The organism is Hominimerdicola alba (assembly GCF_900109655.1).
Classification (GTDB): domain Bacteria; phylum Bacillota; class Clostridia; order Oscillospirales; family Ruminococcaceae; genus Hominimerdicola; species Hominimerdicola alba_B.
The window spans coordinates 1-23,684 of sequence record NZ_FOAT01000019.1; the positions used below are offsets into that span (position 1 = coordinate 1).

A 23,684-nucleotide genomic window follows, 5' to 3' on the forward strand; every position below is an offset into this window, starting at 1 on the left:
CAATGCAATCGAAGGATTCAACCGTCAGCTTAGGAAAGTGACCAAAACAAAATCCGTATTTCCTACAGATGACAGCCTTTTCAAGATGCTGTATCTGGCTATGAAGGACATCACGAAAAAGTGGACGGGGCGTCGTCAGGACTGGAGCAGTATCTATGCTCAGCTTGTGATCTATTACGGAGACAGAATACCCGAATAATACTTTTATCTTGACAATCAAATAATCATGTGCTAATATGCTGATAAGACCGACTGCTTTCACAATCGGTCTCATCATATACTCTTTTATTACACTATTTGTAGTTTACACAGAATTTGGGATTGACTCAGTAAAAATTATGCTTTTTCCATGACAATGGTCGTATTATATTGTTATTACGGTTAAACAAATTGATGCATAACACCCCCGAGTCCTCTTTTTTGAAGAGGGCTTGGGGGTGTGCACACTGAAACAGCCTATTTCACCAGTTAATATGTTTTTTTACTCTGATGTTCGGATATGGTTAGAGGGTGCTACAGTTGCAACAGCCTCTATATTGGATTTATCGTCAACTCAGTAATTTTTCCCCTTTTATATGAGCTGCTATTTTTGAAATATCAGTAATATTTATAATTCCATCGCCGTTAACATCAGCACGTAACTTTTCATCATCGCTCAGTAGCTTCTTGCCTTTAATATGAGCTGCAACCTTAGTAAGGTCGGTAACAGTTATCTCTCCATCACCGTTAACATCACCTTTTAATAACGTCGTTCCCTTTACTATAGTAACTGTTACAGCTCTGCTATTGATCTTGTCAGTTTGCCAATTGCCGTTAACCTTGGCGCAGACTGCTACCTTGTATTGGTGTCCCGGTGTGAGTTTGGGCGAGGTGAATGAGGTCTTTGTTGCGGGGATATTCTGATCTGCGATCTTCCACTTGCCTTTGATGTATACGGCAACGCCGTACTTTTCCGCATCCTCGACCTCCGACCAGTGGATTCTGAACTGGTTATATATTTCGTTGTATTCGGTGTTGGTAACGATCGGGTACACGGGTGTTTTCGCATACGGTGTGACGGTTATCATGTTCGAGTAATTGACGTACCACTTGCTGTCAAACATTGATAACACGGCAACGCTGTAATTCACGCCCGGTTTCAGATTTCTAAGCACAAAGGAAGTGTCGGAAGTATTTTCAACAATAGTCCATTTGCCATCGACCTCGACTGCGACAGCGTATTTTTCAGCGTTTTTTACAGCTTTCCACTTGAGTGTGACACATCCGTCGCCTGGGGTGTATGTAACAACGGGATTGGCAGGTTCGATATCTTCGCGCAGTTCATAGGCGATCTTGTTGTTTTTCGCGTACTGTTCGCCGCTTGTGCCTTCATAGCAGTATATCTTGAAGTTTTGGTTCACACGGGGACCGTCCTCGACGAAATTCGGAGACCAAGGATATCCCTCCGCGAGATGATAGCAGTAACCGATAGCGTAATTGCCAATTTTTATATTACTCTTCGGCAGAGTTGCGCTTGTCATAGCGGTGCAGTCATAAAACGCATCCTTTCCAATGCTCTCAACGCTTTCCGGGATAGTTACGCTTTTGAGCTTTCTGCAGCCCTCAAAAGCAGATTCACCTATACTCTTAACGCCGTTCGGGATAATTACGCTTTCAAGCTTTTCACATTCGTAAAACGTATTTTCATCTATACTCGTGAGGGTGTCAGGCAGCGTTACGCTTGTTTTGCCGCACGGGAAAGTCACGAGTTTTGTCATGTCCTTATTATACATAACACCGTCTACCGAGGAATAGTAACTGTTGTCGGGATCAACATTTATGCTTTCAAGATCGGATTCAAACCACGACTTGAATGCATTCTTACCAATGCTCGAAACATTGCGGGGAATAGTTACGCTTTTAAGCTTAGTGCAGTCTGCAAACGCAAAATCTCCGATGCTTGTGACACTGTCGGGGAGGTTTATGCTTGTCAGACGGCAAAGTTCAAACGCATTAGCTCCAATGCTCGTAACACCCTCCGGGATGGTTACATCTGTAATGCCGTTACAATAGGTAGTAAATGCGTTGTTTCCGATGCTTGTAACACCTTCTTCAATAACAATTCTTTTTATGGATTTGCTGTAACCCTTCCCGATATCTGAATCATAAGAATGGACATAATTATTCATTTCTCCCGTACCGCGGATCGTAAGTGTGCCTTCGTTATCGAGGCTCCAGGTCAGATTTTCACCGCAGGTGCCGCTTGCAACGCTTTCGGCGCTTGCCGCAATATCAAACTGCAAATCGACCACGTTCCCAAAGACCGCGCCACTGCCCGAAAGCACAATTGCCAGTGCCGCCAGTCCGCTTATAATTCTTTTTTTCATAATCGTATCAGTCCTTTTATTTATAAATAATGCATTAACAATATTATACTTCAGCCGTAACAGTTTTTCAAGAGCATAAATTTTGAATTTTACGGATAGATTTTGTGAATGTGGTACATACTCTTAAATGAACACACTAATTCAAAATTTCATATCTTCTTTTTTTATTTAGCATAATATTACTCCTTTTTTAATGGTCGTCCTTTATACGCATAAATGTCGCATCGGTATCGGTCTTGGAAAAACTGTTTCTGCTGTCAGAAAGGCTGTTGTAATACTCATAGTGAATAAGAAATCGGTGAAAATTACAAGCGGAGGATAATTAACTGATACTTTGTGCATGATGTACGATTCAAGACTTCTCAATATTAGCGTGAAAAATGTTGAATTTATGACATAAAAATTGCATTAATGTCAGGCGAATCCCAGCTTGTGAACATACATTTTCTATACTATTGATCGTGTAGTTCCGCGAAGTTCCGGGATTTTATGTGTTAAATGCTTATCTTAAAATGATTAAAAGATTTGTGGCAATTATAATTCAAAAAGTAAATAGATGATGTCTAAAAGATAAAGAATCGCAATTTATGGTATCGCCAAAATGATAATAAGCAAAATTTGATTAGAACCAATTGCTAAAAAATTATAAAATATAATCAAATGATACACTGGTTAACATTGAGCCGAATTGGTCAATGTGCTGTATCATTTAAGTATCTGTTTATAGTTGTAATCTTTTTAGAACGAGAGGAGAATAGCTTATGAAGAATGTTTTAAACCGTGTTTTAGGTGCTCTTGTTGCCGGTATGGCGATAGTATCGCCTCTGTCTTCAGTTGCACCTGCTATCACTGCTTATGCCGCTAAGACACTTACGGCCAGCCCTTCACACCAACAGGAAGTTGGCTGGTACAACGACTACCACCACGAGATCTGGCAGGCAGATTCCCCTAATTCTTCTACAATGACACTGCACGATAATGACGGTGGTTTCAGCGCACAGTGGAAATGCGGACCTAACGGCTCAAGAGGTAACTTCATTGCTAATCGTGGTCTTTTCTGGGGTCTGAATAATCCCAATACTTACAAAGACTATGGTTATATCTACTGTGACTACGATTGCAGCTGGGTTTCAGGTTCATCCGGTAACGCCTGGATCGGTATCTACGGCTGGGCGCAGAATCCTCTGGTAGAGTACTACATCATTGAAGACTGTAAGAACTGGTCTCCTGCACAGGATCCTTATGCAGAGTATAAGGGTTCCGTAAATATCGACGGCGGTGAATACAAGGTTTACACAAGTTCAAGAAATACCTATACCATCGAAGGCAATAAGAGTTTCACACAGTATATCAGCATCCGTCAGAACACAAGAACCAAGGGCACCATAAGCGTTTCCGATCACTTCAAGGCTTGGGAGAACCTGGGCATGAAGATGGGTAACCTGTACGAATGTGTTTTCGACATTGAAGGCTGGGAGTCCGACGGTATGGCTGATGTTACTATGAATATGTGTGCAATCGGCGGCGGCTACCATCACCCTAAAGATAATTCCGTTCAGAACGTAAATATGGAATACAACAGCCAGTACAAGCAGATGAGATTTACTTGGGACGCTGTAAATGGTGCTGACAGTTACGGCGTAGCTGTTTATCTCGCGGGCAAGTGGAGAGTTCAGGAGAAGGATATCACCGATACAGTTTACACTTCTCCCAAAAATCTCACCCTTGGCAAGACCTACAGCGTAGCTATCGCAGCCAGAGTTAACGGCAAATGGGATACAGCAAATGCTATCAAAAACGCTGTGACTTTTACTGTAAAGTGATATACTTCATTGATCTGATTTATAAAAACAAAACGGGGCTTTTGCTTGGTGCAACAGCCCCGTTACTCATATTGCTTTACTAATTTTCTGAACAGAGCTATTCAAACCACACTTCTGAAAAACAGCAAGCATGAACTTGAATAAACAGTAGCTTAATCACTCGAAATAATCATCTTTTTTGAACTGATGTCACAACCTATGAAGTCAAAAAAGATGATTTCACTTAAAAGCGCGTATTTACGCGCTTTTTTGTTGCCCTGAAACAGAAATTTTTTAAATGAAAACCGAAGATGATTTTGGGTATAAAATGCCTTTGGACAGGATTCGAACTCTTTTTTGGAGCGTTTTCAGAAGAATAGAAGATTTTTTTGAAGGGAAACAACTCAAATTTACATCAAAAAGTTTCACAAACTTTTCAGCCCGAATTTGGTGCTTTTCACGAAATGTGAGAACACCGGATTCGGGCTTTTTATTTTTACATATCAAAGAATGGAGGTGAAAGAATGCCGGGAAATTTTGATGGGATTAAAAATAGAAAATTCGGCATCGAGATCGAGATGACAGGCATGAGCTGAATGTAAACGCACTCTGCTCGGTCACGCTCCTCGCCCTCGGTGGACATCATGAGTTCAAGGAAATATGCTTTTGCCTGTTCGTAGTCCGTCCAGACCTCACGCCTGCCGTTGCAGATAGTAGTGACCTTGCGTGTTCTTGGCATAGCAAATTCAGGAATTTCCTATAAACGCCGTGATCTTTGTTAATGCCAACTATCTTGTTTGATGCGACTGATCCGCTGCGGATTTTGAGATTTCATTTTCATCGATAATAACTCCGTCGCATATCATTCTGACCTTGTTGTCGCTGCCTTTGAAAGTTATCGTTTTTGAGCTGTAGGCTTATTAATTTTTTGTAAACGGTAAAAATGAAGATATTATGCTACTATACTTGAATGTTTGCTAACCGATTGTTGGTTTAATCATTTCAATATTGTCTCGTTGTTCTGAAGAAATAACAAATAATAATTCGCTTTATTCAACATTAAGTAATTTGAAGTGAATAGCGAACTACTTTGTATATTGTATAGAATTTGAATGATTATGTTGAATATCATTGACATTGTTGCACAATTCGTTTATAATAAATTTATCATATAATATATACTGTGTTGCAATTTAGGAATCATTTTGTTAACTTTATATAATTTAAAAGAGACGATTAACATAGACATTAAGTCAGAATCCGATGCTGTTATTGCAAATCGTTACGATTCCTTTCAGGAAGATGTTTCGGACAAAGGTCTATACAAGAGATATTTTCGGACGGGATTAAAATAAAAACATTTTATGGAGGTATAGTATGGCTATCAACAATTTACAGAAGCTGACCGGAAAGCAGTTGGCTAAGAACTTCAAAACAGTAACAGGCTGTGAAGCACCCCCTGAAAACTGCACGTACACTTGTGATAAGTTCTCACCTATCCGACCTGTTGCGGAGTATGAACCTATGGGCGGAGCACTTGTCGCATATATCGGAACGACTGCACCGGACGCAGACCATAAGCAACTTCCTCCTTCCGGAAAGAGAACGTTTGGTGTGCCCGATGAACTGATTGTAAGGATGCAGCAGCTCGGTTCAAAAGATGGCAGTATCAAAGCCGGAGAACAGCCTGTACACATTTTTATTTTGTGTGCGGATGAATCCGAAAAGGGAAATATTATCAGTAATCTTCAGAAAACTGCTGATGAAAAAGGTTTCAATTTTGACCCTGCATTAGTGCATCTGATTCCGTGGGATGCAGACACCTATTGGACAAGAGACTATTCTCCGTGGTGGGTAAAATATAAGGACAGCGATATTTATGCAGTTTCCAAGCATATTTATACCTCTCTGGGCGGTGGTTCGGTCGGCATGATCGAAGGTGCGGAAAATGTAAATCCCAGGGAAGGATCCGGAATTTTCCGCTGTAATGATGATTACGGTGCAGTCAAGATTTCTGACTATTTTAATAGTCCGATTCGCAAAAGAAATAAAGCAGTTTGGGCAGGTGGTCAGAAACTATCCACCATTGAACCGCACAGATGGTTTTTCAGCGGTCTGCTGAATGTTGGTGGTAATTATATGGCAACTTCCAAAGGTGTCATTGCTTCGTCCTATCTTGTCGCAACACAGAACGAGCTTCCGGAGGATACCGACCCTGAAAATCCTGACAAAACTGACATTGCTAAGCGTATGCAGTACATCATGGAACAGACAAACCGTTTCTTGGGTGCGAATACCTATCATGTTCTGACTGACCCAACGGGAACTTATATTGGTCACATTGACTGCTGGGGAAAATTCCTGTCAGACAATAAAGTTCTGATTGCCAGTACACAGAATGAGCAGATAAATGTCGGACTGGATGCTATTGCTGTATATTTTCAGAAGGCTGGATTCCAGACTTTCAGAGTCACCTGTCCGAATATTTATGTTGCAAACGAGCCGGAAGAACCTGCTACAACCGCACCTTATACAAATAGTCTGATATTGAACAATCATGTCTATGTTCCGCTTTGCGGCGATAAAACATATGATGATGCAGCAATTAAGGCATATCAGGATGCACTTGGCGAAGAGTATGTGATCGAGGGAATTATCGGAAAATATGAAACTCCGTGGCTCGGAACGGATGCCCTGCATTGCAGAACCAACGCAGTCCCCAGAGAAATCGTTGACAGATGGCTTGCTAGTCAGGTATCTGTCAGTGTTTAATAACCTGTTTTATCAGAAAGAGGTGTAATCATATGAAGAAAGCAATAGGCGGATGGCTTCCCGAAAATAAAAAATTACAGGCAGAATGGGTCAATAATATTCTCAGCATTGTGACTGCTAAGCGAATGCAGTCAAATCTTGCTGATACCTGTGAATTTAAGCATCAGACAGTTACGGATTTTATGAATATGGTGGATGCTGACCCGAAACTGCATCTTCTTGCAGAACAGATGGTTGAGCAGGCTCTTGAATACAATGAAAATGACCCCACAGGTTCACCGCAGATTAAAAGTTTCAGGCTTATGATGCAGATGATCGACTACATCATCGGAACTGCACCTGAATATGTTCCGCCTGAAGATAAAGAGAAAAGAGCATTGATCGGATTTCCAATCAATGCAATTCTCGACTGGTGCATGGGAACACAGGCTGGATACGCCTTTTTTCTTGATGAACGTGTCAATCAGCACTTCGAAAATATCTTGAAAGACTGGTGCGATTTCCTGAATAGTGAAGCCTCTGCCTATGTCCTGAATGATGAGGAAAATAAAGGCTGGCTTTGTCAGAAAGCACTGAATGATTTGAATATTGATCAGTATGTACACGATAAATCAAAGATGCACTTCGGTTTTACTTCATGGAACGATTTCTTCACAAGAAGATTCTGCAATGATCAGCGCCCTGTTGCTGAACCGGATAACCCATATGTGATTACCAGTGCTTGTGAATCACAGCCGTACAGAATCAGCACTAACGTGCAGAAAGACACAAAATTCTGGCTCAAAGGGCAACCTTATTCTCTGGAATATATGCTGAATCATGACGAAAGTGCCGATTTATTCATAGGCGGTACGGTTTATCAGGCTTTTCTGAGTGCTACAAAATATCACCGCTGGCACAGTCCGGTTTCCGGAACTGTTGTGAGATGTTTCAATGTTCCAGGGACTTATTACGCAGAAGTTAACAGCTATCCTTATGACAGTGCAGGACCTAATGAATCGCAGGGATATATTACCCATGTAGCGGCAAGAGCTGTTATTCTGATCGAAAGTGATAACCCTGATATTGGCTTGATGGCATTTATCGCAGTAGGAATGGCAGAAGTTTCCTCTTGTGTGCTAAGTGTGCAAGCCGGACAGCACCTTAACAAGGGCGATGAACTGGGGTATTTCCAGTTTGGCGGTTCAACACATTGCTTGATTTTCCAGAAAGATGTGATTGATATGTTCGTGGAAAAGGCAATTCCGGCAGAAGATTTCAATGATTCTGCAGTCATTCGTCTGAATGAAAAGCTCGCTATTGCCAAGAAAAAGAAGCTTAATCAGTAACGGGAGAAATATATGTGTACAAGTATTTTAGTTGGCAAAAATGCCACGACAACTGGAAGTACCATCATTGCACGAAATGAGGATTGTGCTTCTGTAGTAACTCCGAAACTGCTGTTTCCGATGCGGAGTCCGTTCTATACTTCTCTATTGGAAAACGAATGGATTCTCGGAAACGGATTGAAAGTACCTATTCCTTGTAAGGCTTTTCGTTACTGTTCCTCTCCTGATGCGGGAGGTAATATTGAAAAGGAACGAAATACGGACATTGGCGACCATTATTTCTTTGAGGCAAGAGGAATCAATGAAAAAGGTGTTGCCATGACAGCTACAAATTCTATGGGTATCAATTCCAGAGCCTTAGAATGTGACCCAACTGTTTCAGGAGGAATTGAGGAATCCGTTATTACAACGCTGATTCTTCCACAGATTGACTCTGCTTTGAATGGTGTAGAATTGCTCGGTGCATATGTCGAAAAATACGGTGCTTCCGAAGCAAATGGCATTTGTTTTTCTGATTCAAATGAAGTCTGGTACATGGAAATCGGTTCAGGACATCACTGGATAGCAGTTAGAGTGCCAGATGACAGCTATCTGATCGTTGCAAACAGCATGAGAATCCATGATGTGGATCTGGACGATACACAAAATATTAGATACAGTGAACATATTTTTGAATTTGTAAAAAAATATAGGCTGCTTGAAAATCCCGACAGAAAATGTTTCAACTTTTCTGACGCATTTGGATTTCAGGAAAAAATGGACGATATTTCAAGACCATTTTATAATTGTGACAGAATCTGGATTGCACAACACATCTTAAATCCTAACATCAGACAAGAACCCAGAATAATTCCGGCACAGTATCCGCTTTTCATGAAGCCTGAAAGCAAAATTTCGCTTGAAATGGTTGAAAAAGTTCTGTGCGCTGATTACAGAGGGACAGAACTTGAAGGAAAAGCCGACCGTCCGATTGGAACTGTTAAAACAGTCGAAAGTCATATTATCGAAATGAATCCGGCATTTTCTGAACGAACTAACGGCGATATACAGGGTATAATCTGGCAGTCGATCGGAACTCCGCTGTATTCTCGTTATTTATGCGTGATTCCGGAATTAACAGAAATTCCGGCAGCTTACCATGACGGGACAAATATGTATGATAAAAATAATATGTTTTGGCGTGATCAGCTGATGGTTTCTTGCTTTTCAGTTCTCGGGCGTGAAACAGCGGATAATATCAGAGAAAAGATACAAACTCAAAACAAAGATAATTTTATCCGCTTTTATCAAATTGTGGAAAGTGCCGGAAACGATTTGACGGGAGCATTACGACAGTACAGCAGTCAGTCATTGATTGATAATATTAAAGAATCTGAAATATTATGTAATCGACTAGTAAGCAAATTAGCAGAATTCAACCAGGATTTTTGACAATATTAGAATGGATATTACACACAGGGACAACGCTTGTATTGGGGTGTACTGGAGTTCTCCTTGTATCATTTGTCAAAGTATATACCAACGGAAACTATCTTTTATTAAGCCTATAAATAAAGACTCAAAATGTAATCAAAAACTACAAATAAAAATCATTTTTTTTGAACTGACGTTGCAAAGCATTAAGCTCGTAAATATGGCTGAACTGCCGTGTTTACGAGCTTTTTCTTTACATATAACTGCAATTTCAACAGTTGAAAATGCACATTTGCAGCCCAAAAATCACACGATAAATAGGCGATTTCTTAATTCTGAGCTTATACTATAGCAGATTTCTGCAAGCAGATGCCAGAACAAGGGTGTCTGCTTGTTTCTTTGTGAGTTGATGGTTTTCTTAGTTGCAAATGACAATAAAAATAGTTGTCATAAAAGGACATAGCTTCTTTCACTATTATATCATCAAAAATTTACGATCTGTTTATTCAGACAGCATCGTAAAAAGCTTTGTTTCAGCGCTTATAGCTCAAATCTGGAACTCCTGATACAAACGATACCCTGTTAACGGAACTTAGAAAACAGTTAATTTTACAGCACTGTATATAAATTAACTGAAAAATTTATTTTAAGAGATTATACAAAATGTATTGACATTTCGTTGATTATAATGTATAATATATATAACATCGATGTGAAAATAATATGTTCATAATAATTCGTAACACTTCATTTTAAAACTGTCTGTTGCGAAATTATGCATAACTGATATGGGAGGATTTATCATGAGCACTGAAAACAAAACACTTGCAGGCGGCTGGGTCATCACTCAGGGAGATACCGCCATCGAAAAACACCCCGATGCGCTGGCAGCCTTTGAAAAGGCTTCGGCAGGATATGTAGGCGTAAAGTTCACACCTGTGGCTCTGCTGGCAACACAGATAGTTTCGGGAAAGAATTACGCAATACTCTGTAAAGCTACCCCTGCTACCCTTGACCCCACAACTACTCTTAAAATAGTGATAGTTTATGAAGACCTGAACGGCAATGCGACCATCACAGGTGTCAGAGATGTACTTTGTACCGATTACCCTGTATTTGCTGCTAACTGTGCTTGTTCGGCAAACGATGCTGCTGTTCTCGGCGGCTGGCATATCGCCCTAGAACCCAGCATAAACAAGCACCCCGATGCACTTGCAGCCATAGAAAAGGCAACAGCGGGTATGGTTGGTGCTAAGTATGAGCCCATCGCACTGCTGGGCACCCAGATAGTTGCAGGCAAGAATTACTGCATACTCTGCAGGATAACTCCTGTGACACTTGACCCAAAGCCCACCATGAAGCTTGTTTATGTATACGAAGATACTCATGGCAACGCTGTTATCACAGATATCAAAGAGATCATCGGCGCTCCTGTTCCCGGCGGATTTATCGCCAATGACGGTGCTACCGACCTGGACAGCAATCCCGAAGCAAAGAACGCTTTTGAAAAGGCTACAAAGGATCTTCTGGGTGTTGACTATGAGCCCATCGCTTATCTCGGCTATCAGATAGTATCCGGCAAGAATTATCTTATCCTCTGTGAAAGCAAGATAGTCGTTCCCGATCCCATACCTTCACTCACACTTGTGACTGTCTATGAAGATCTAAACGGCAACTGCAAGATAATCAATACCGAACCCGTGGTACTTTAAGATCGGATAAATAAGGTGAAAATGTAACAGCCCCCCCGACCTGCAGCTTTATGCTGCAGATCAGGGGGATAGTTTTGCTTATTATACCACACATTCCATCGGCAACCATTATCAATTATCTGAGCATCACCGTCCACCACTTTTATATTATAACTACTTCAGAGAATACACATATTTTTGGAAAGACTCAGGACATAATAAAATACGATCAATCCTTTGATAAATAGCAAGCGGCGCTGATGCGCCGCTTTGTTTTTTCAGATTTTATCGGTCTCATTTCTTCATTCCTCGTCTCAGCATTACATTCCTGAGATCGTTACGTTTTCTAATAGTATTTACATATCAATTTTGTTATCACTTTATGGTAACAGTCACAGCATTTTTGACAGCGTTTGCCGCGTCCCAACTTCCGTTAACTCTAGATGCAATTGCAACTTTATAAGTCTTGCCGGGAGTGAGGTTCTTGGGAGTTGTGTATGAGGTATCAGTGATATTCTGCGACTGTACTCTCCACTTTCCTGCAAGATATACAGCGATCCCGTATTTGTCAGCACCTTCTACCTTATCCCAGGTAAATCTTACCTGGTGATATTTCTCACTGTATTCGACTTTTATGTTTGTGGGATAAGTGGGTTTATCTATACCAATGCGTTTGTAAGTGTTCTTACCATCGTTAGTAAAGACTGCATATTCCCCGCTGCCGCTTACAACTTTTGAGGGAACTATGATATTCACCCATCCTTCACCGTTCGGAAGTTCGACATCTTCATTTATGCTTTTAAAACTCTCACCAAGCGTAAGATATTTCAGGTTCATACAACCACTGAATATATACGCATAACTCTTAGTTCTTCTTAAATCAAAGCCGCTTACACCGATAGAAGTCAAACTGCTGCAATTTCTGAACATAGAAGTCATATATTCAACTCTTCTTGTATTAAATCCTGTTACATCGATCGAGGCCAAACTTGAACAGTTCTCAAACATGGAAGATAACCGTTCGACATTTTTGGTATCAAAACTGCTTATATCAAGTGTGGTCAGAGCTGAACAACCTTCAAACATAGCATACATATCTTTAACTTTGCTTGTATCAAAGCCACTTAGATCAAGTCTTTTTAAAGAGGAACATTTCTGGAACATACACCTCATATCTGTAACATTACGGGTATCAAATCCGCTCAGATCAAGTGCAGTCAGGTTGGTACATTCGGCGAACATACCCTTGATATCTTTAACGCTGCCGGTATCCAGGCTACTCAGATCGATCTCTGTTAAACTCGAACAGTTATGGAACATAGCACTCATATCAGTGGCTTTGCTTGTATCTAATCCGCTCAAACCAAGTTCAGATAAATTGGTACATTCTGAAAACATTTCCTCCATATTAATTGCATTGCCTGTATTAAAACTGCTTATATCGAGTGCTGTCAGACCAGTGCATTTTCTGAACATCATACTCATATCTGTAACGATGCTTGTATCAAAGCTGCTTACATCAAGCTCCGATAAACCAGAACAACCCTCAAAAAGGTTACTCATATTTGTGACTTTTCTTGTATCAAATCCGCTCAGATCAATTGCTGACAAGCAGGAACAGCCAATGAACATATAGCTCATATCTTTGACCCTGCTTGTATCAAATCCGCTTACATCAAGTTCTGAAAGACCTAAACAGCCCATGAACATATAGCTCATATCTGTTACATTGCTTGTATCTATACCATTAATAGTCAGTGAGGTCAGATCAAAACAGCCTCCAAACATATAAGCCATGGTTGTTACTATGCTTGTATCGAATCCGCTTACATCAATCGTAGTCAGATCCGAACAATAATGAAACATATAGCTCATATCTGTTACTTTGCTTGTATCAAAACCGCTTATATCAAGATTATTCAGAGCATAGCAACAACTAAACAAATAGCTCATATCTGTAACTTTGCTGGTATCTGCATTTGAAAGATCAATTGAAATACAATTACGATAATAATAGAACAGCTTGCTGCAGTTTTCAGGAAAAATAGTCCCCTCTTCAGCTATGATTGTTTTAACATTCTGCTTTTTGCTGAAAGAGTTTACGGCATCACGATCCACCTCGCCTTTAAGCGTAAGTACACCGGTCGTTTCGTTAAAAGACAGACAGTTTGTTTCAACACCAGCAGCCTGGGCTGTTATGGTCTGTGTTATAACAGGCACACCATAGCTGACAACTCCTGCCACCATACAAAGTGACATTACAACTGCTAAAATTTTTTTCATCTTCATAAATAGCTCCTCCTTAGTTTGTTAAATTAAATACGTTATTATATTTTCTATCCTGATTATTTTATCACTGTTAGATATATTTGTCAATATTTTTGCTATATTATTTTTGATTTAAGAGCAAAATGTTGGAAGTATCATAATATGATAGTCGCACATGATCTTCTGATGTCCTGTAAACGCACGAATATAACATATTCTACGCACAGTATTTGTTTCATTTAAAATGAATATATTATATTGCTTTCTGCTGAACCGTGATTGACTTATTGGCGATGATGATGTATAATAACTAATAATGGCAAGTATTCTGCTTGCTCATTAAAATCGGAATTGACCGATCTATTCAGATCAAAAGTTTAGATTAGAGTAAATAACGTTATTACGGGAAAATTTTCAGCTTTTGCAAAAGGAGAAAACCATGAATTATAAAGTGCTGGATGATTTTGAAAAAGTTAGTGATGTAAGTCCTGAAACTATTAAAAAATATGAAGATTTGCTGCCTACTGAGTGGATAGAGTTTTGGAAAGAGTATGGATTCTGCTCATTCATGAACGGCTATTTCAGGGTGATCGATCCTGATGAATACAAGGATCTTTATAACGAAAGCGTTTTAAAACTATATAAAGAGGAAGCTGTTCCTGTCATGGTTACAGCTTTTGGAGATATTATTGCTTTTAAGATCAGTTTAAAAAATGATGAGAAAAAGTGGAGTCTGGAGTGTGCGTATTACAGATATGTGCGTTCAACTTTTTTCATGCCTTCGGTAAAACATTTCTTTGAGGGTCTTTGCTCTCCCGATGTTTTTGGTTTTGAAGAGAATTTTACATTCATAAAGTATTCCGAGGCGGTAGATAAGCTAGGTAAGATCAAGTACGATCAGTGTTTCGGATATGATCCGATATTAACTAAGCGAAGCAAAGAAAAGCTGAATGATCTCCGTATAGTAGATACAAAGGATTACTTAAAAGCGGCATTTGAGCAGAACGGACAGATCGAAGATCTTATGCAGGATGGAAAAGTCATTGATGTATCATATTCCGCAAAAAAAGAAAAGAAACCCAAAAGGGTGATCGTCAATAACCCCTATGAGCATAAACCTATCAATGAACCTGCACTTAAATTTGATAATTTCAATTTCAAATTATGCATCATACAGGTACTTATGTATGAGAAGAAACTTCTTAAACCCGCATTCGATATATACGAGTTTGCAAAGTGTTATCCGCCCCGTGAGATCAATATCGATGAAGAAGGCTATGAACCCATAAAGCCTGCCATAGAATATTTTAAGAAACTTGAGATACCGACCTCTCTTGCTGATGAGATCAAAGAGATAATCATGGATGGCGGCAATGATATCTATGGTCAGATCATTCCGTTCTGGGATGGCGAGGATGGATATTTTGACCTGAAAAGAGTATCGGATGCAGAGCTTTCTCAATTTTCAAATCTTAAGCAAATATTACTTATGAACAGTCCTGAAAATCTAAGCAAAACGCTGATAAACCGACTGAAAAAACACGGCCTCGAAGTAAAAGAATGATCAACGGACAACTTCTGATCTGTCCTAGCAGCTATACACATAAAACGGCAGGGAGCAACACTCTCCCTGCCGTATTTTTATTAAGTTATATCATTGCCGCTGTCAGGAACATCCTGGGTTATATGCCAGATGTCGTCGGTAAACAAAAGATGCAGGATACGCCTTTCGCCGTTATTTTCAATGATAACAACCGCACCTTTTACATTTTTAGTCTTATCGGCTGTACTTGCAGCAGAGGAACCGTTATCGTACTGCATATCGATGTTGATGATCTTGCATTTAGGGTATTTTCGTTCGATTATGTCAGTCAGCATTCTTCCTCTGCGGGCTTTGTTCGGTGTAAACAGCCGAATGATGATAATAAACGGAAGAAGCAGTATCAAAAATAAAAGGTTCAGTTTATTCATGTTTTTTCCTCCCTGCGTGGTTGATATCAGTTCGAATACAGTATAGCATATTTTCTGCCGGAAAGCAAGGAATATGATAAGCCTTTTATCACAGAGGCTGTTGTACGGATATGATGATTGAAAAAACGCCCCGCTCCCGTATAAAAACAGGAACAGGACGGAATTTTTATGTGGTAGTTATCAAATTAAAATCAAGCGTTTCATTAAATATCTACATTTATCCACTGTGCGTTTTCGAGCTTATCGGATTCGGCAAAAGCTTTCGCCTTGTATTCGTTCCATTTATTCTGAGCTTCATCACCGTGGAGCGCATTAGGATCATCTTTGGCTCTTTCACTTATCTGATAGCTCCACATTGTTCCTTCATACAGAGTATAATACATGATGGGAAGCTGATTGGGATCAGGTTCATCAGAATCCGTCACAAGATTTGCTTCAACCGCGAACGACTGAGTGGAAGGATCATAGCGGTAAATCTCTGCTTCGTGAAGATTTGCTCCGCCGGATCCGTCTGAGTGGAAATATAAACCTCCAACGTAGTCAGTGCGTGATCTTGCCCAACTTGAAGCAAGATTCTTAAAATCACCATTTGGAGTGATCACAACAAATCCTATACAAGAATAGGTCGTTACTCCTTCATTGTCAGTGTATTCATCACCAATAAAAAGTTCATACTCACCATCACTGTCAATGTCCATGAAAGTATAACTGAAACCTTTGGAACAGAGTTCAAGAGATACTCGTGCCGATTCACTGTCAGTATTCTCAGGGCCTTCATAATACATGGAACCTTCACGTATCGCTTCAGAAAGGCCTTCAATAAACGGATCAAATCTGTCATCAGTAACAGGAGTATTGTTTTCTTCCGCATCTGAATCATCTGCCTTAGCTGTTTCAGCAGTGGACTCTGTTGTTATTTCGGCTTCGGAAACAGCTGTAACTGCTGTAGTTTCGGCAACAGATTCAACTGCTTCTGCGTCGGATGTTTCCTCTGTGACTGTTTCAGATGCTGTTGTTTTTGCGGCATCATTCTGATCGGCAGTATCCTCAACTTTGCCGCATGCAGAAAATACTACAGCTATAAGTGAAGCCATGAACAGAGCAGTCACTCTTCCTGATAAATTATTCTTCAATTTAATTGTCCTTCTTTCATTAAACGTAAACGCCATGATTTGGTACCACGCCCTTATATACTTTATCATACACTCTATCAAATGTCAATTATCAATTTGTGAAATTAGCACTTTCTATATAAAATTATCTTTTATAGTTTTAATTTCGCTCATAATCAACATTACAAATGTCAACTCAGGTTTACATTTGCGCACTGTTCAGTTGCTTTACTTTTGTTACAAGATATGGTATAATATACCTTAAAGAATCATTTTAAGCGTACAGGAGTGCGTAAACTATGACACCATTCATGAGCAAGACCCAGGTGGAGATATCTCAGATCGAAAAAGCAGATCTGATAAGATACTACATCATTCCGGAAAACACACAGGCACTGTTAGTGATTTATAACGGAAATAAGTCTATCAATCTATGCGAATATGAAGACTTTTTCTCAATGCTTGCAAAAGCAGCAGACCGTTTGTATCTCAAATATCCCGACAGCTGTTTCGATAAATATACCTCCGAGATAATAGAAAGCCGCAAAAGGCTTAGCTCACCCGGGCGATTCAGTTTTATTGCTGAATGCAGGAAGCATGGAGAAAAGGCATTACCTTTCGGCACAGGTATGTTTTCTGAAAACTTCATCGGATACTTTCTTTCAAAGATATACAGCGATGCAGAAGCTGAGTTCAAGCTTTCAAACATCAAAGGAAACAGAAACAGATATATGATATCCTGCACTGTCAATGGAAATGAAAAAGTTCTGCCATGCAGCTTTACTTCACAGGATAACCAATATGTATACACTCTTGCGAACCTTTTTGACTGCAATCACACGGCAAAAGTCACGGTGATGTATGCCCATGGAAAAACAGAAGTAATTACCCAAAGTTTTACAGACAGAGAGATCAGGCATGAATATCTGTATGATATCGGGGATGATATTCTCCGATGCAGGATGGTCGAGGATGAACAGGTGATATTCTACGATGAAAGTTCTCCCGATCTTGAAAAGGCTGATATGTCTGAGGAAGTTCGGCTGATATGCAGTATCGTCAGTGATAATGTACAAGGTGCTTTGCTACCATGGGGCGAAAAGGTCTTCATGTCGGATAAGGAAACTATTTATGACAATCGCAGTGAGCTGATAACTCAGATATGTGAGGAAGAACTCTGCGACGGAAGAAAAAGCGAGATCTCGGTAGTACATGAGGTGTTCAGACATAAAGACAAGCTGTTTGTACAATCAAAACTGAACTGCACTAGGCTGATAAAAAGTCTGGACAGTTCGCAGGAAGGTTATTATTACCGACAGATCAGCGGCGGAGTGATCAAAAATATCAATGACGATCTTTTGGGGATACCCGGCGCTAAAATAATTGACAGATACTTACATAAAGATAACGAATAGAGGAACGGATATGGCAAAAAGCAGGATAGATGCAGTAATGCAGGCAGTAAAGGCGGCTTTAAAAAGGGACGATAAATATGTTCCGCTGAGTAAATACCTCGCTGAGATAAAGCGGGAACCCGAAAAAAATGTTTTCGGCTCAGAGGAAACACTGTATGAACTGGTGGACAGCATTATAGCTTCCCGCGGCGAAAAAAAGCCGATAGAAATGATGAACGAAGCGGAAGACATCTACCGCACTGTACTTCCCCTCGGAGAAGAAACAAAGAACTACAGATTTGCAAATGCTGTATTTTTGAAAATATTTGAAAAGAACGGCATTTATCATTCGGGATTGTTCACTAAAGAGCTATACCTTTGTTTCAACGATAAGCAGATATATATCGAGACCATGTGCTCAATCGCAGATATACCGACAGCTGAAAAGAACATCTATTATATAAATACTTTCGGCTGCGAACTGAGACAGTACTACAGCGATGAGAAAAGTTTTGCCTCATCTCTAATAAGCGGCGTTATGAAATTATGCAGCGCTCATGACAAGGAAGCTGAATGTGAAAGACTTATCGGCTATGCTCAAATGGCTTGCGGCATATATGATATCACCGAAGACAGGATAGCAAGATCTGAGATGATGCTAAAAAACAGTGAGGAGACCCTTGCGGGAGCAAGACATACTCTCGACCTTACGGAAGATCGTCTTGACAGCTTCAAAAATTTTGTGGAGCAGAACGAGAAGACCATCAAAGATCTTACACTGAGCGAGACTGAAAAGCTCACCAGAGAAGCAAAGAATGCGGAATTCAAACTTAGAGAAGCTTTCGATGCTTTTCTGAACGAAGAGCATGACAGCATAGTATTTGAAAAGGATAAACTGGTCAGAGAGGTCATAGATTCTGCGGACAGCAAGATAAGAGAGCTTAAAATGTTAGCCGCAGGCATCAAGGACAACACTGCCGCAGAGCTGTTCCGCATAAACACTGAGGCTAACAAGGCGATCGACAGAGCCTCATCGATGCTGAACAACGGCGAACTGAAAAATATTCTCACAGAGGTAAACAAGAGCAGTGATCTGGTAAACAGGATAATCCGCGTTGATGAGTTCAGCAAGAATTTCGATACCGAAAAGGCTGAAGCAGCCGCTGCAGCCGCAGTCGCACCTGTTCAGGTGACGGCAGGAGTACGTCCCACCATAGTTCAGATAAATGCGCAGAGATGCACAGAGCCTGCGGATATGACTCCGAATTTCTTCTTTGATGAAACCTATCCTTTCAAAGACAGGTTTGAAAAGCTCATGGAGAAAAAGCAAAAGGATATCGCAACAAACAATGCTCTTTATCATGAGCATTTCGATGATATAATCACCGCTGTTATCGAAGATTCCAACCCGTATATGATAGGACCCTCGGGCTGTGGAAAAACTTTTCTTGTTGGTCAGATAGCAAGACTGCTGGGCTTGGAATATCTGGATATAGGCTACATAAACGAGGAATACGACCTGCTGGGATTCCAGACAGCTGACGGCGGATATAACTACCCTGCATTCTACAGAGCATACAAATACGGTGGTATAGTTTTCTGCGATGAGTTCGATAACGGCAATATCAGGGCAGCAGTAAAGCTCAACAGCTTTATGTCAAATTCAAAAGATGCCAGCTACTGTTTCCCAAACGGCGAGCGTGTAATGCGCCACCCGAATTTCCGTATCATAGCCGCAGGCAACACCGCAGGCGATGGAGCCGACAGGAACTACAGTACCCGTGAGAAGATAGAGGAATCTCTTATGCAGAGATTCACAGCGATATACGTTGATTACGATAACAGACTCGAAAAGGATATACTTCGTGATTATCCTCAGTGGTTTGAGTTCGCTGCGGCCTTCCGAAATGCCACTACTGCATGGAGCAAAGGAAATCAGACAGCAGCACCGGGTATATTCACCACCCGTGATGCTACCAGCATAAAGAAGTACCTTGATCACCAGAGTTACGATGTTGAGGCTATCGTCAGATATGAATTCATTGAGACCAAGGACAACGAATATCTTGCATTCCTGCAGAGAGAGATGGCAAAATTCTACAACGGAAATGAAAGAGAAAGCATCGGGATATTCAACGTATTCAACAAGATAGTTTTCGATATACGAAACGGAGATACAAGAAGATGACAGATTTTATGAACCTCAAAGTATACCAATACAAAAAAATGACAGTATACAATGCGGTATTCAACAGCCTGAGTGATATGCAGATGTACATACTCAGCGAACCTAAAGTAAACGACAATATATTTCTTAAACAGCACAGTATCATCAAACGTCCTGATTTTCCGGAGGATACCTTTGATAATGCAGTAGATTATCTTATTGGCGGATATACTGGTAATTATGACTTTACGCTGAAAATGCTGAAGGAATTTGAAAAGACTATGCCGATAAAAACTTACAGACGCAGGCAGGAAAAGGCAATGGCAGGCTCTCACCCCAATATTCCCGCGTATGTGGCAGGTACTCCGAAGACAATGTACAGGCTCACAAGAGCAAGAGAGAAAAAATTCGTTACTATATGGTTCAATCTGGCATATTCAATTCACACTTTAGAGCAAGCAGTCACCAACCGCGGTGCGCTGACTCTCAGTCTGATAAAACTGCTTGAAGAATACGGCATAGGTGTTGACCTTAAAGTGTTCAGCTCATGCTACAGCAATGACGAGGTGTTCAACTCCGAGATAAGGCTGAAAAGCCCGTCGGAACCTATTAATATGAAAAAATGCTTCTACCCCATGTGCTCGGTAATGTTTTTACGACGTGTCGTGCTGAGGGTGATGGAGTCCATGTCATTCCACGAAAAGAGCTGGTATCCCTATTATGGTCAGCCCCTTACGGAAGAACAGTTTCGTGCGATCTTCAAGATACCCGAAACTGATATAGTCATTTCATCACCAGTTCAGATGGGCATATTTGGCCAGGATATAAATTGTGACAGTTATAATTTTTTTAAAAAGATAGAACTTGATAAGTATATCAAGTTTTCCAAGGTGAACAAGTCATGCTGAATTTTAACCAAACTTATACCCCCGATATGATGACATTTGAGCTTCTGCCTTCTTATGCCTTAGATGTTCAGCAGCGGATAGCAGATACATCAGAAATGATATTCAAACTTCAGCAGGATCGTATGCCTGATAAGGCGATAAACATACTTACTCTCGCCTCACAGCAGCTGCAAATAAACGGTCTCGCAAGATACAAGGGAACTGTGGGGGCTATAGGTTACGCAAGGCTCATTGACCAAGCTGAGAAAGCAGACAAAGGGGCTCAGAGAATATCTGAAAGCTTTCAGGAAATATATATCGGATTATGCAAAGAAAATATCCTGCTGGATACCATGAAAAAAGTGCTTGAGGGCTGTATAAATGAGATACATTCAGCATCTGAGGCACTGAACGAAAATATGAAGAACATATCAGATAACGTCGATGGAAAATACTATCACATACTTGCTGATAAAAGGATTCACGACCTTGTTCTATCGGCAAATATAGCATCCCAGTGTATTATGATGATATCTGATATGTACACCCGCAACAGCGAAATGTCACAGCGGATAGAGTCACTCAAAGTGAATACTCTGGTTTTGTGGAGAGCAGGTATCGCCGCACTAAGAAATGCTCCAGACAAAGATAAGATGGATAAGGTCTGTGGTATAGAAGACGTGATCTCCGCAGCTATTGCTAATATCATAAAACGATAATTTGGCAACACCCGAAACCAATTCGGCAATAAAACTAAAATCCTATATAATAATTGTGCGAATTATCTATAAATACATTATGCAATAAAATTCTGTTGATACCCTGTGACGATATTTATTTATAATCGTTGACTATGATTTTTATGTGTGGTATAATTTTTATATGTAAACTGGCTGTATAGTAGTTCAGCCTGAAATATTAACCTGAAACAGGAGGAAAACAAAATGAATAAAAACAGTAAAAAGCTGGCAATACTGCTTGCAGCACTTATGGCTGTAAGTATGACAGCTTGCAGCAGCAACGACGACGATAGTAAGACCGAGACAGAGGCAACAACTACCACAGCTGCAACAACAGCTGCGGATGAGACCACTACTGATGAAGAGCCTGCAGAGGAAACTCCCGAAGAGAAAGACTCCGAGATCACTGCACAGGAGGATATCCAGTTCGACCCTGCTGATTTCAAAAAGGATGAACTGAAAACAGCTCAGATCAAAGAAGTTGCAAAATTCTCCAGCAAGGATATCGATTTCTGGGGTGATACAGACAGCTTGATCTATTCCAAAGTAGATGATAAGACTATAGCTTGCTGTAACTATAAGGGTGAAAAGCTCGTTGACGGCAAGGCTTTTAATGTAGAGAAGCTCAAATATACAGATCTCTACACATACTCAATAGAAAAGGACGGTATGATCTACTCCGGCCTTATGGATGCCAAAGGCAATATAGTACAGGCTGCTGATAACGGCGTTGGTATATACAAGGAGCTAAACGACCATTTCCTCATTGCATTTTTCCCTGAGGCAGAGACCGATAACGAAGACGAAGCAATATACTACGTTACCGCAAACCAGTACTCCATTAAGGTAAAAGATGAAGATGTTCTTTACAAGGGCAAGGTAAAGGTATACGATATCGAAAGCAAAAAGTACCTTGAGAACACTACTGTCACTACATCTCCAAACTACAGTGCATATGGTGATCTCGTAAGCTTCTATGACGACGATAAGAACAGAGTATGGGTAAACTCTGAGGATAAGGTACTTGAACTTGGATACGATTATAATACTGTAGGCAGCAATATGCTCGTAGCTCAAACAGAAGATGGCAGAATTGTATATGACCATGAGCTCAACCCTCTGTTCAGTACAAAGTATACGATCTCCGAAATGTCTTCCACTGAGGATTTCTTCATGCTGTACGATGGTGATACCAAAAAGGCTGGTATCATGTACAAGAATGGTGCCATAGTCCTCGAACCTAAATATGGCAATATTACATATGCTGGCAACGGCTTCTTCACTTATACAAACGGTGAATACGGAGACAAGGTCGGTCTGCTTGCTCTCGACGGCACAGAGATAACCAAGGAAGACTATAAGTCCATCAGAGGTTTTGATGTACCCGGTTATTTCAACGCTGCAAAGGATAATGGCAAGACTGATATCATTGACGAAACAGGTAAGGTGATCGTAGCTGATGATGACTACGGTTTCTCTGAATCCTCAAGCTATGTTAAGGTCAGCGATACTTATGATTATATGGTATGGGAAAAGAATGAACCTGCTCTTAAGCTTGCTTCCGGCACATACATCGGTAAGAATATGGTATTCTCCTATAAGGATAAAGCTATATTCGACCAGGTAACAGGCAAGAAGCTGGTTGAAGATGTAGATAAAGCGCATATGGCATACGGTTATCTCATCGTTACAAAGGGCGACAATTCAACTACTTATTCGGTAGAATAATACTGATAAAGCAAAAGACCTGAAACCAACTGGTTTCAGGTCTTT

17 protein-coding genes are annotated in these 23,684 nt (G+C 40.4%); 12 read left to right on the top strand and 5 right to left on the bottom strand.

The window, feature by feature from the left end; genetic code table 11:
• On the top strand, positions 1-199 hold a 199-nt coding region (locus tag BMY75_RS15200), incomplete at its 5' end, for a transposase (protein WP_139199848.1).
• 349 nt (positions 200-548) lie between these two features.
• On the opposite strand, the gene BMY75_RS15205 is transcribed toward BMY75_RS15200, so the two are convergent.
• The gene (locus BMY75_RS15205) at positions 549-2,366 is read right to left on the bottom strand and encodes a leucine-rich repeat protein (RefSeq protein WP_074835492.1); all 1,818 of its coding nucleotides are present in this window, start codon (positions 2,364-2,366) and stop codon (positions 549-551) included.
• Positions 2,367-3,127: 761 nt separating this feature from the next.
• Between BMY75_RS15205 and BMY75_RS15210 the strand changes: the two genes are divergently transcribed.
• Complete coding sequence (locus tag BMY75_RS15210; RefSeq protein WP_081350584.1) at positions 3,128-4,189, top strand: glycoside hydrolase family 11 protein; 1,062 nt, start codon at positions 3,128-3,130, stop codon at positions 4,187-4,189.
• A 475-nt stretch (positions 4,190-4,664) separates the two neighbouring features.
• Here the strand turns inward: BMY75_RS15210 and BMY75_RS15215 are convergent, their stop codons facing one another.
• A complete protein-coding gene (locus BMY75_RS15215; RefSeq protein ID WP_074835495.1) occupies positions 4,665-4,907 on the bottom strand; it encodes a hypothetical protein in 243 nt (80 codons plus the stop codon).
• A gap of 638 nt (positions 4,908-5,545) precedes the next feature.
• Here BMY75_RS15215 and BMY75_RS15220 point away from each other — a divergent pair.
• The 4 genes from BMY75_RS15220 (at position 5,546) to BMY75_RS15235 (ending at position 11,393) form a co-directional block, all read left to right on the top strand.
• Positions 5,546-6,940 (top strand): agmatine deiminase family protein, encoded by a 1,395-nt coding sequence (locus BMY75_RS15220; protein WP_074835498.1) that lies wholly within the window; start codon positions 5,546-5,548, stop codon positions 6,938-6,940.
• A gap of 32 nt (positions 6,941-6,972) precedes the next feature.
• Complete coding sequence (locus tag BMY75_RS15225) at positions 6,973-8,268, top strand: phosphatidylserine decarboxylase family protein (protein WP_074835500.1); 1,296 nt, start codon at positions 6,973-6,975, stop codon at positions 8,266-8,268.
• A 12-nt stretch (positions 8,269-8,280) separates the two neighbouring features.
• Positions 8,281-9,699 (top strand): C69 family dipeptidase, encoded by a 1,419-nt coding sequence (locus BMY75_RS15230; RefSeq protein WP_074835502.1) that lies wholly within the window; start codon positions 8,281-8,283, stop codon positions 9,697-9,699.
• A gap of 785 nt (positions 9,700-10,484) precedes the next feature.
• On the top strand, positions 10,485-11,393 hold the full coding sequence (locus BMY75_RS15235) for a hypothetical protein (protein ID WP_074835505.1): 909 nt from the start codon (positions 10,485-10,487) through the stop codon (positions 11,391-11,393).
• Positions 11,394-11,747: 354 nt separating this feature from the next.
• Here BMY75_RS15235 and BMY75_RS15240 read toward each other — a convergent pair whose 3' ends face one another.
• Positions 11,748-13,661: a BspA family leucine-rich repeat surface protein gene (locus tag BMY75_RS15240; RefSeq protein ID WP_074835507.1), complete on the bottom strand. Its 1,914-nt coding sequence runs from the start codon at positions 13,659-13,661 to the stop codon at positions 11,748-11,750.
• Between the two features lie 418 nt (positions 13,662-14,079).
• On the opposite strand from BMY75_RS15240, the gene BMY75_RS15245 reads away from it, so the two are divergent.
• Positions 14,080-15,204, top strand: a complete 1,125-nt coding sequence (locus tag BMY75_RS15245) for a DUF6892 domain-containing protein (protein ID WP_074835510.1) — start codon at positions 14,080-14,082, stop codon at positions 15,202-15,204.
• Between the two features lie 80 nt (positions 15,205-15,284).
• Here BMY75_RS15245 and BMY75_RS15250 read toward each other — a convergent pair whose 3' ends face one another.
• A complete protein-coding gene (locus BMY75_RS15250; protein WP_074835513.1) occupies positions 15,285-15,611 on the bottom strand; it encodes a hypothetical protein in 327 nt (108 codons plus the stop codon).
• A gap of 203 nt (positions 15,612-15,814) precedes the next feature.
• Complete coding sequence (locus BMY75_RS15255; RefSeq protein ID WP_074835516.1) at positions 15,815-16,744, bottom strand: hypothetical protein; 930 nt, start codon at positions 16,742-16,744, stop codon at positions 15,815-15,817.
• Positions 16,745-17,022: 278 nt separating this feature from the next.
• On the opposite strand from BMY75_RS15255, the gene BMY75_RS15260 reads away from it, so the two are divergent.
• From BMY75_RS15260 to BMY75_RS15280, 5 genes are all read left to right on the top strand, one after another.
• On the top strand, positions 17,023-18,138 hold the full coding sequence (locus BMY75_RS15260) for a hypothetical protein (protein WP_074835518.1): 1,116 nt from the start codon (positions 17,023-17,025) through the stop codon (positions 18,136-18,138).
• Positions 18,139-18,148: 10 nt separating this feature from the next.
• Positions 18,149-20,305, top strand: coding sequence for an AAA family ATPase (locus BMY75_RS15265; protein WP_074835520.1), 2,157 nt, complete (start codon positions 18,149-18,151; stop codon positions 20,303-20,305).
• 38 nt (positions 20,306-20,343) lie between these two features.
• Positions 20,344-21,192: a DUF7192 family protein gene (locus tag BMY75_RS15270; protein ID WP_207646280.1), complete on the top strand. Its 849-nt coding sequence runs from the start codon at positions 20,344-20,346 to the stop codon at positions 21,190-21,192.
• Positions 21,186-21,890: a hypothetical protein gene (locus BMY75_RS18100; protein WP_074835525.1), complete on the top strand. Its 705-nt coding sequence runs from the start codon at positions 21,186-21,188 to the stop codon at positions 21,888-21,890. The genes BMY75_RS15270 and BMY75_RS18100 overlap by 7 nt, the downstream gene beginning before the upstream one ends.
• 225 nt (positions 21,891-22,115) lie before the next feature.
• Positions 22,116-23,639 (top strand): hypothetical protein, encoded by a 1,524-nt coding sequence (locus BMY75_RS15280; RefSeq protein ID WP_074835528.1) that lies wholly within the window; start codon positions 22,116-22,118, stop codon positions 23,637-23,639.
• Positions 23,640-23,684 lie beyond the last annotated feature (45 nt).

Bases quoted from the DNA above. Each gene is read 5' to 3' on its own strand.
- BMY75_RS15205 (WP_074835492.1), bottom strand. From the start codon at position 2,366: ATGAAAAAAAGAATTATAAGCGGACTGGCGGCACTGGCAATTGTGCTT.
- BMY75_RS15210 (WP_081350584.1), top strand. From the start codon at position 3,128: ATGAAGAATGTTTTAAACCGTGTTTTAGGTGCTCTTGTTGCCGGTATG.
- BMY75_RS15215 (WP_074835495.1), bottom strand. From the start codon at position 4,907: ATGCCAAGAACACGCAAGGTCACTACTATCTGCAACGGCAGGCGTGAG.
- BMY75_RS15220 (WP_074835498.1), top strand. From the start codon at position 5,546: ATGGCTATCAACAATTTACAGAAGCTGACCGGAAAGCAGTTGGCTAAG.
- BMY75_RS15225 (WP_074835500.1), top strand. From the start codon at position 6,973: ATGAAGAAAGCAATAGGCGGATGGCTTCCCGAAAATAAAAAATTACAG.
- BMY75_RS15230 (WP_074835502.1), top strand. From the start codon at position 8,281: ATGTGTACAAGTATTTTAGTTGGCAAAAATGCCACGACAACTGGAAGT.
- BMY75_RS15235 (WP_074835505.1), top strand. From the start codon at position 10,485: ATGAGCACTGAAAACAAAACACTTGCAGGCGGCTGGGTCATCACTCAG.
- BMY75_RS15240 (WP_074835507.1), bottom strand. From the start codon at position 13,661: ATGAAGATGAAAAAAATTTTAGCAGTTGTAATGTCACTTTGTATGGTG.
- BMY75_RS15245 (WP_074835510.1), top strand. From the start codon at position 14,080: ATGAATTATAAAGTGCTGGATGATTTTGAAAAAGTTAGTGATGTAAGT.
- BMY75_RS15250 (WP_074835513.1), bottom strand. From the start codon at position 15,611: ATGAATAAACTGAACCTTTTATTTTTGATACTGCTTCTTCCGTTTATT.
- BMY75_RS15260 (WP_074835518.1), top strand. From the start codon at position 17,023: ATGACACCATTCATGAGCAAGACCCAGGTGGAGATATCTCAGATCGAA.
- BMY75_RS15265 (WP_074835520.1), top strand. From the start codon at position 18,149: ATGGCAAAAAGCAGGATAGATGCAGTAATGCAGGCAGTAAAGGCGGCT.
- BMY75_RS15270 (WP_207646280.1), top strand. From the start codon at position 20,344: ATGACAGTATACAATGCGGTATTCAACAGCCTGAGTGATATGCAGATG.
- BMY75_RS18100 (WP_074835525.1), top strand. From the start codon at position 21,186: ATGCTGAATTTTAACCAAACTTATACCCCCGATATGATGACATTTGAG.
- BMY75_RS15280 (WP_074835528.1), top strand. From the start codon at position 22,116: ATGAATAAAAACAGTAAAAAGCTGGCAATACTGCTTGCAGCACTTATG.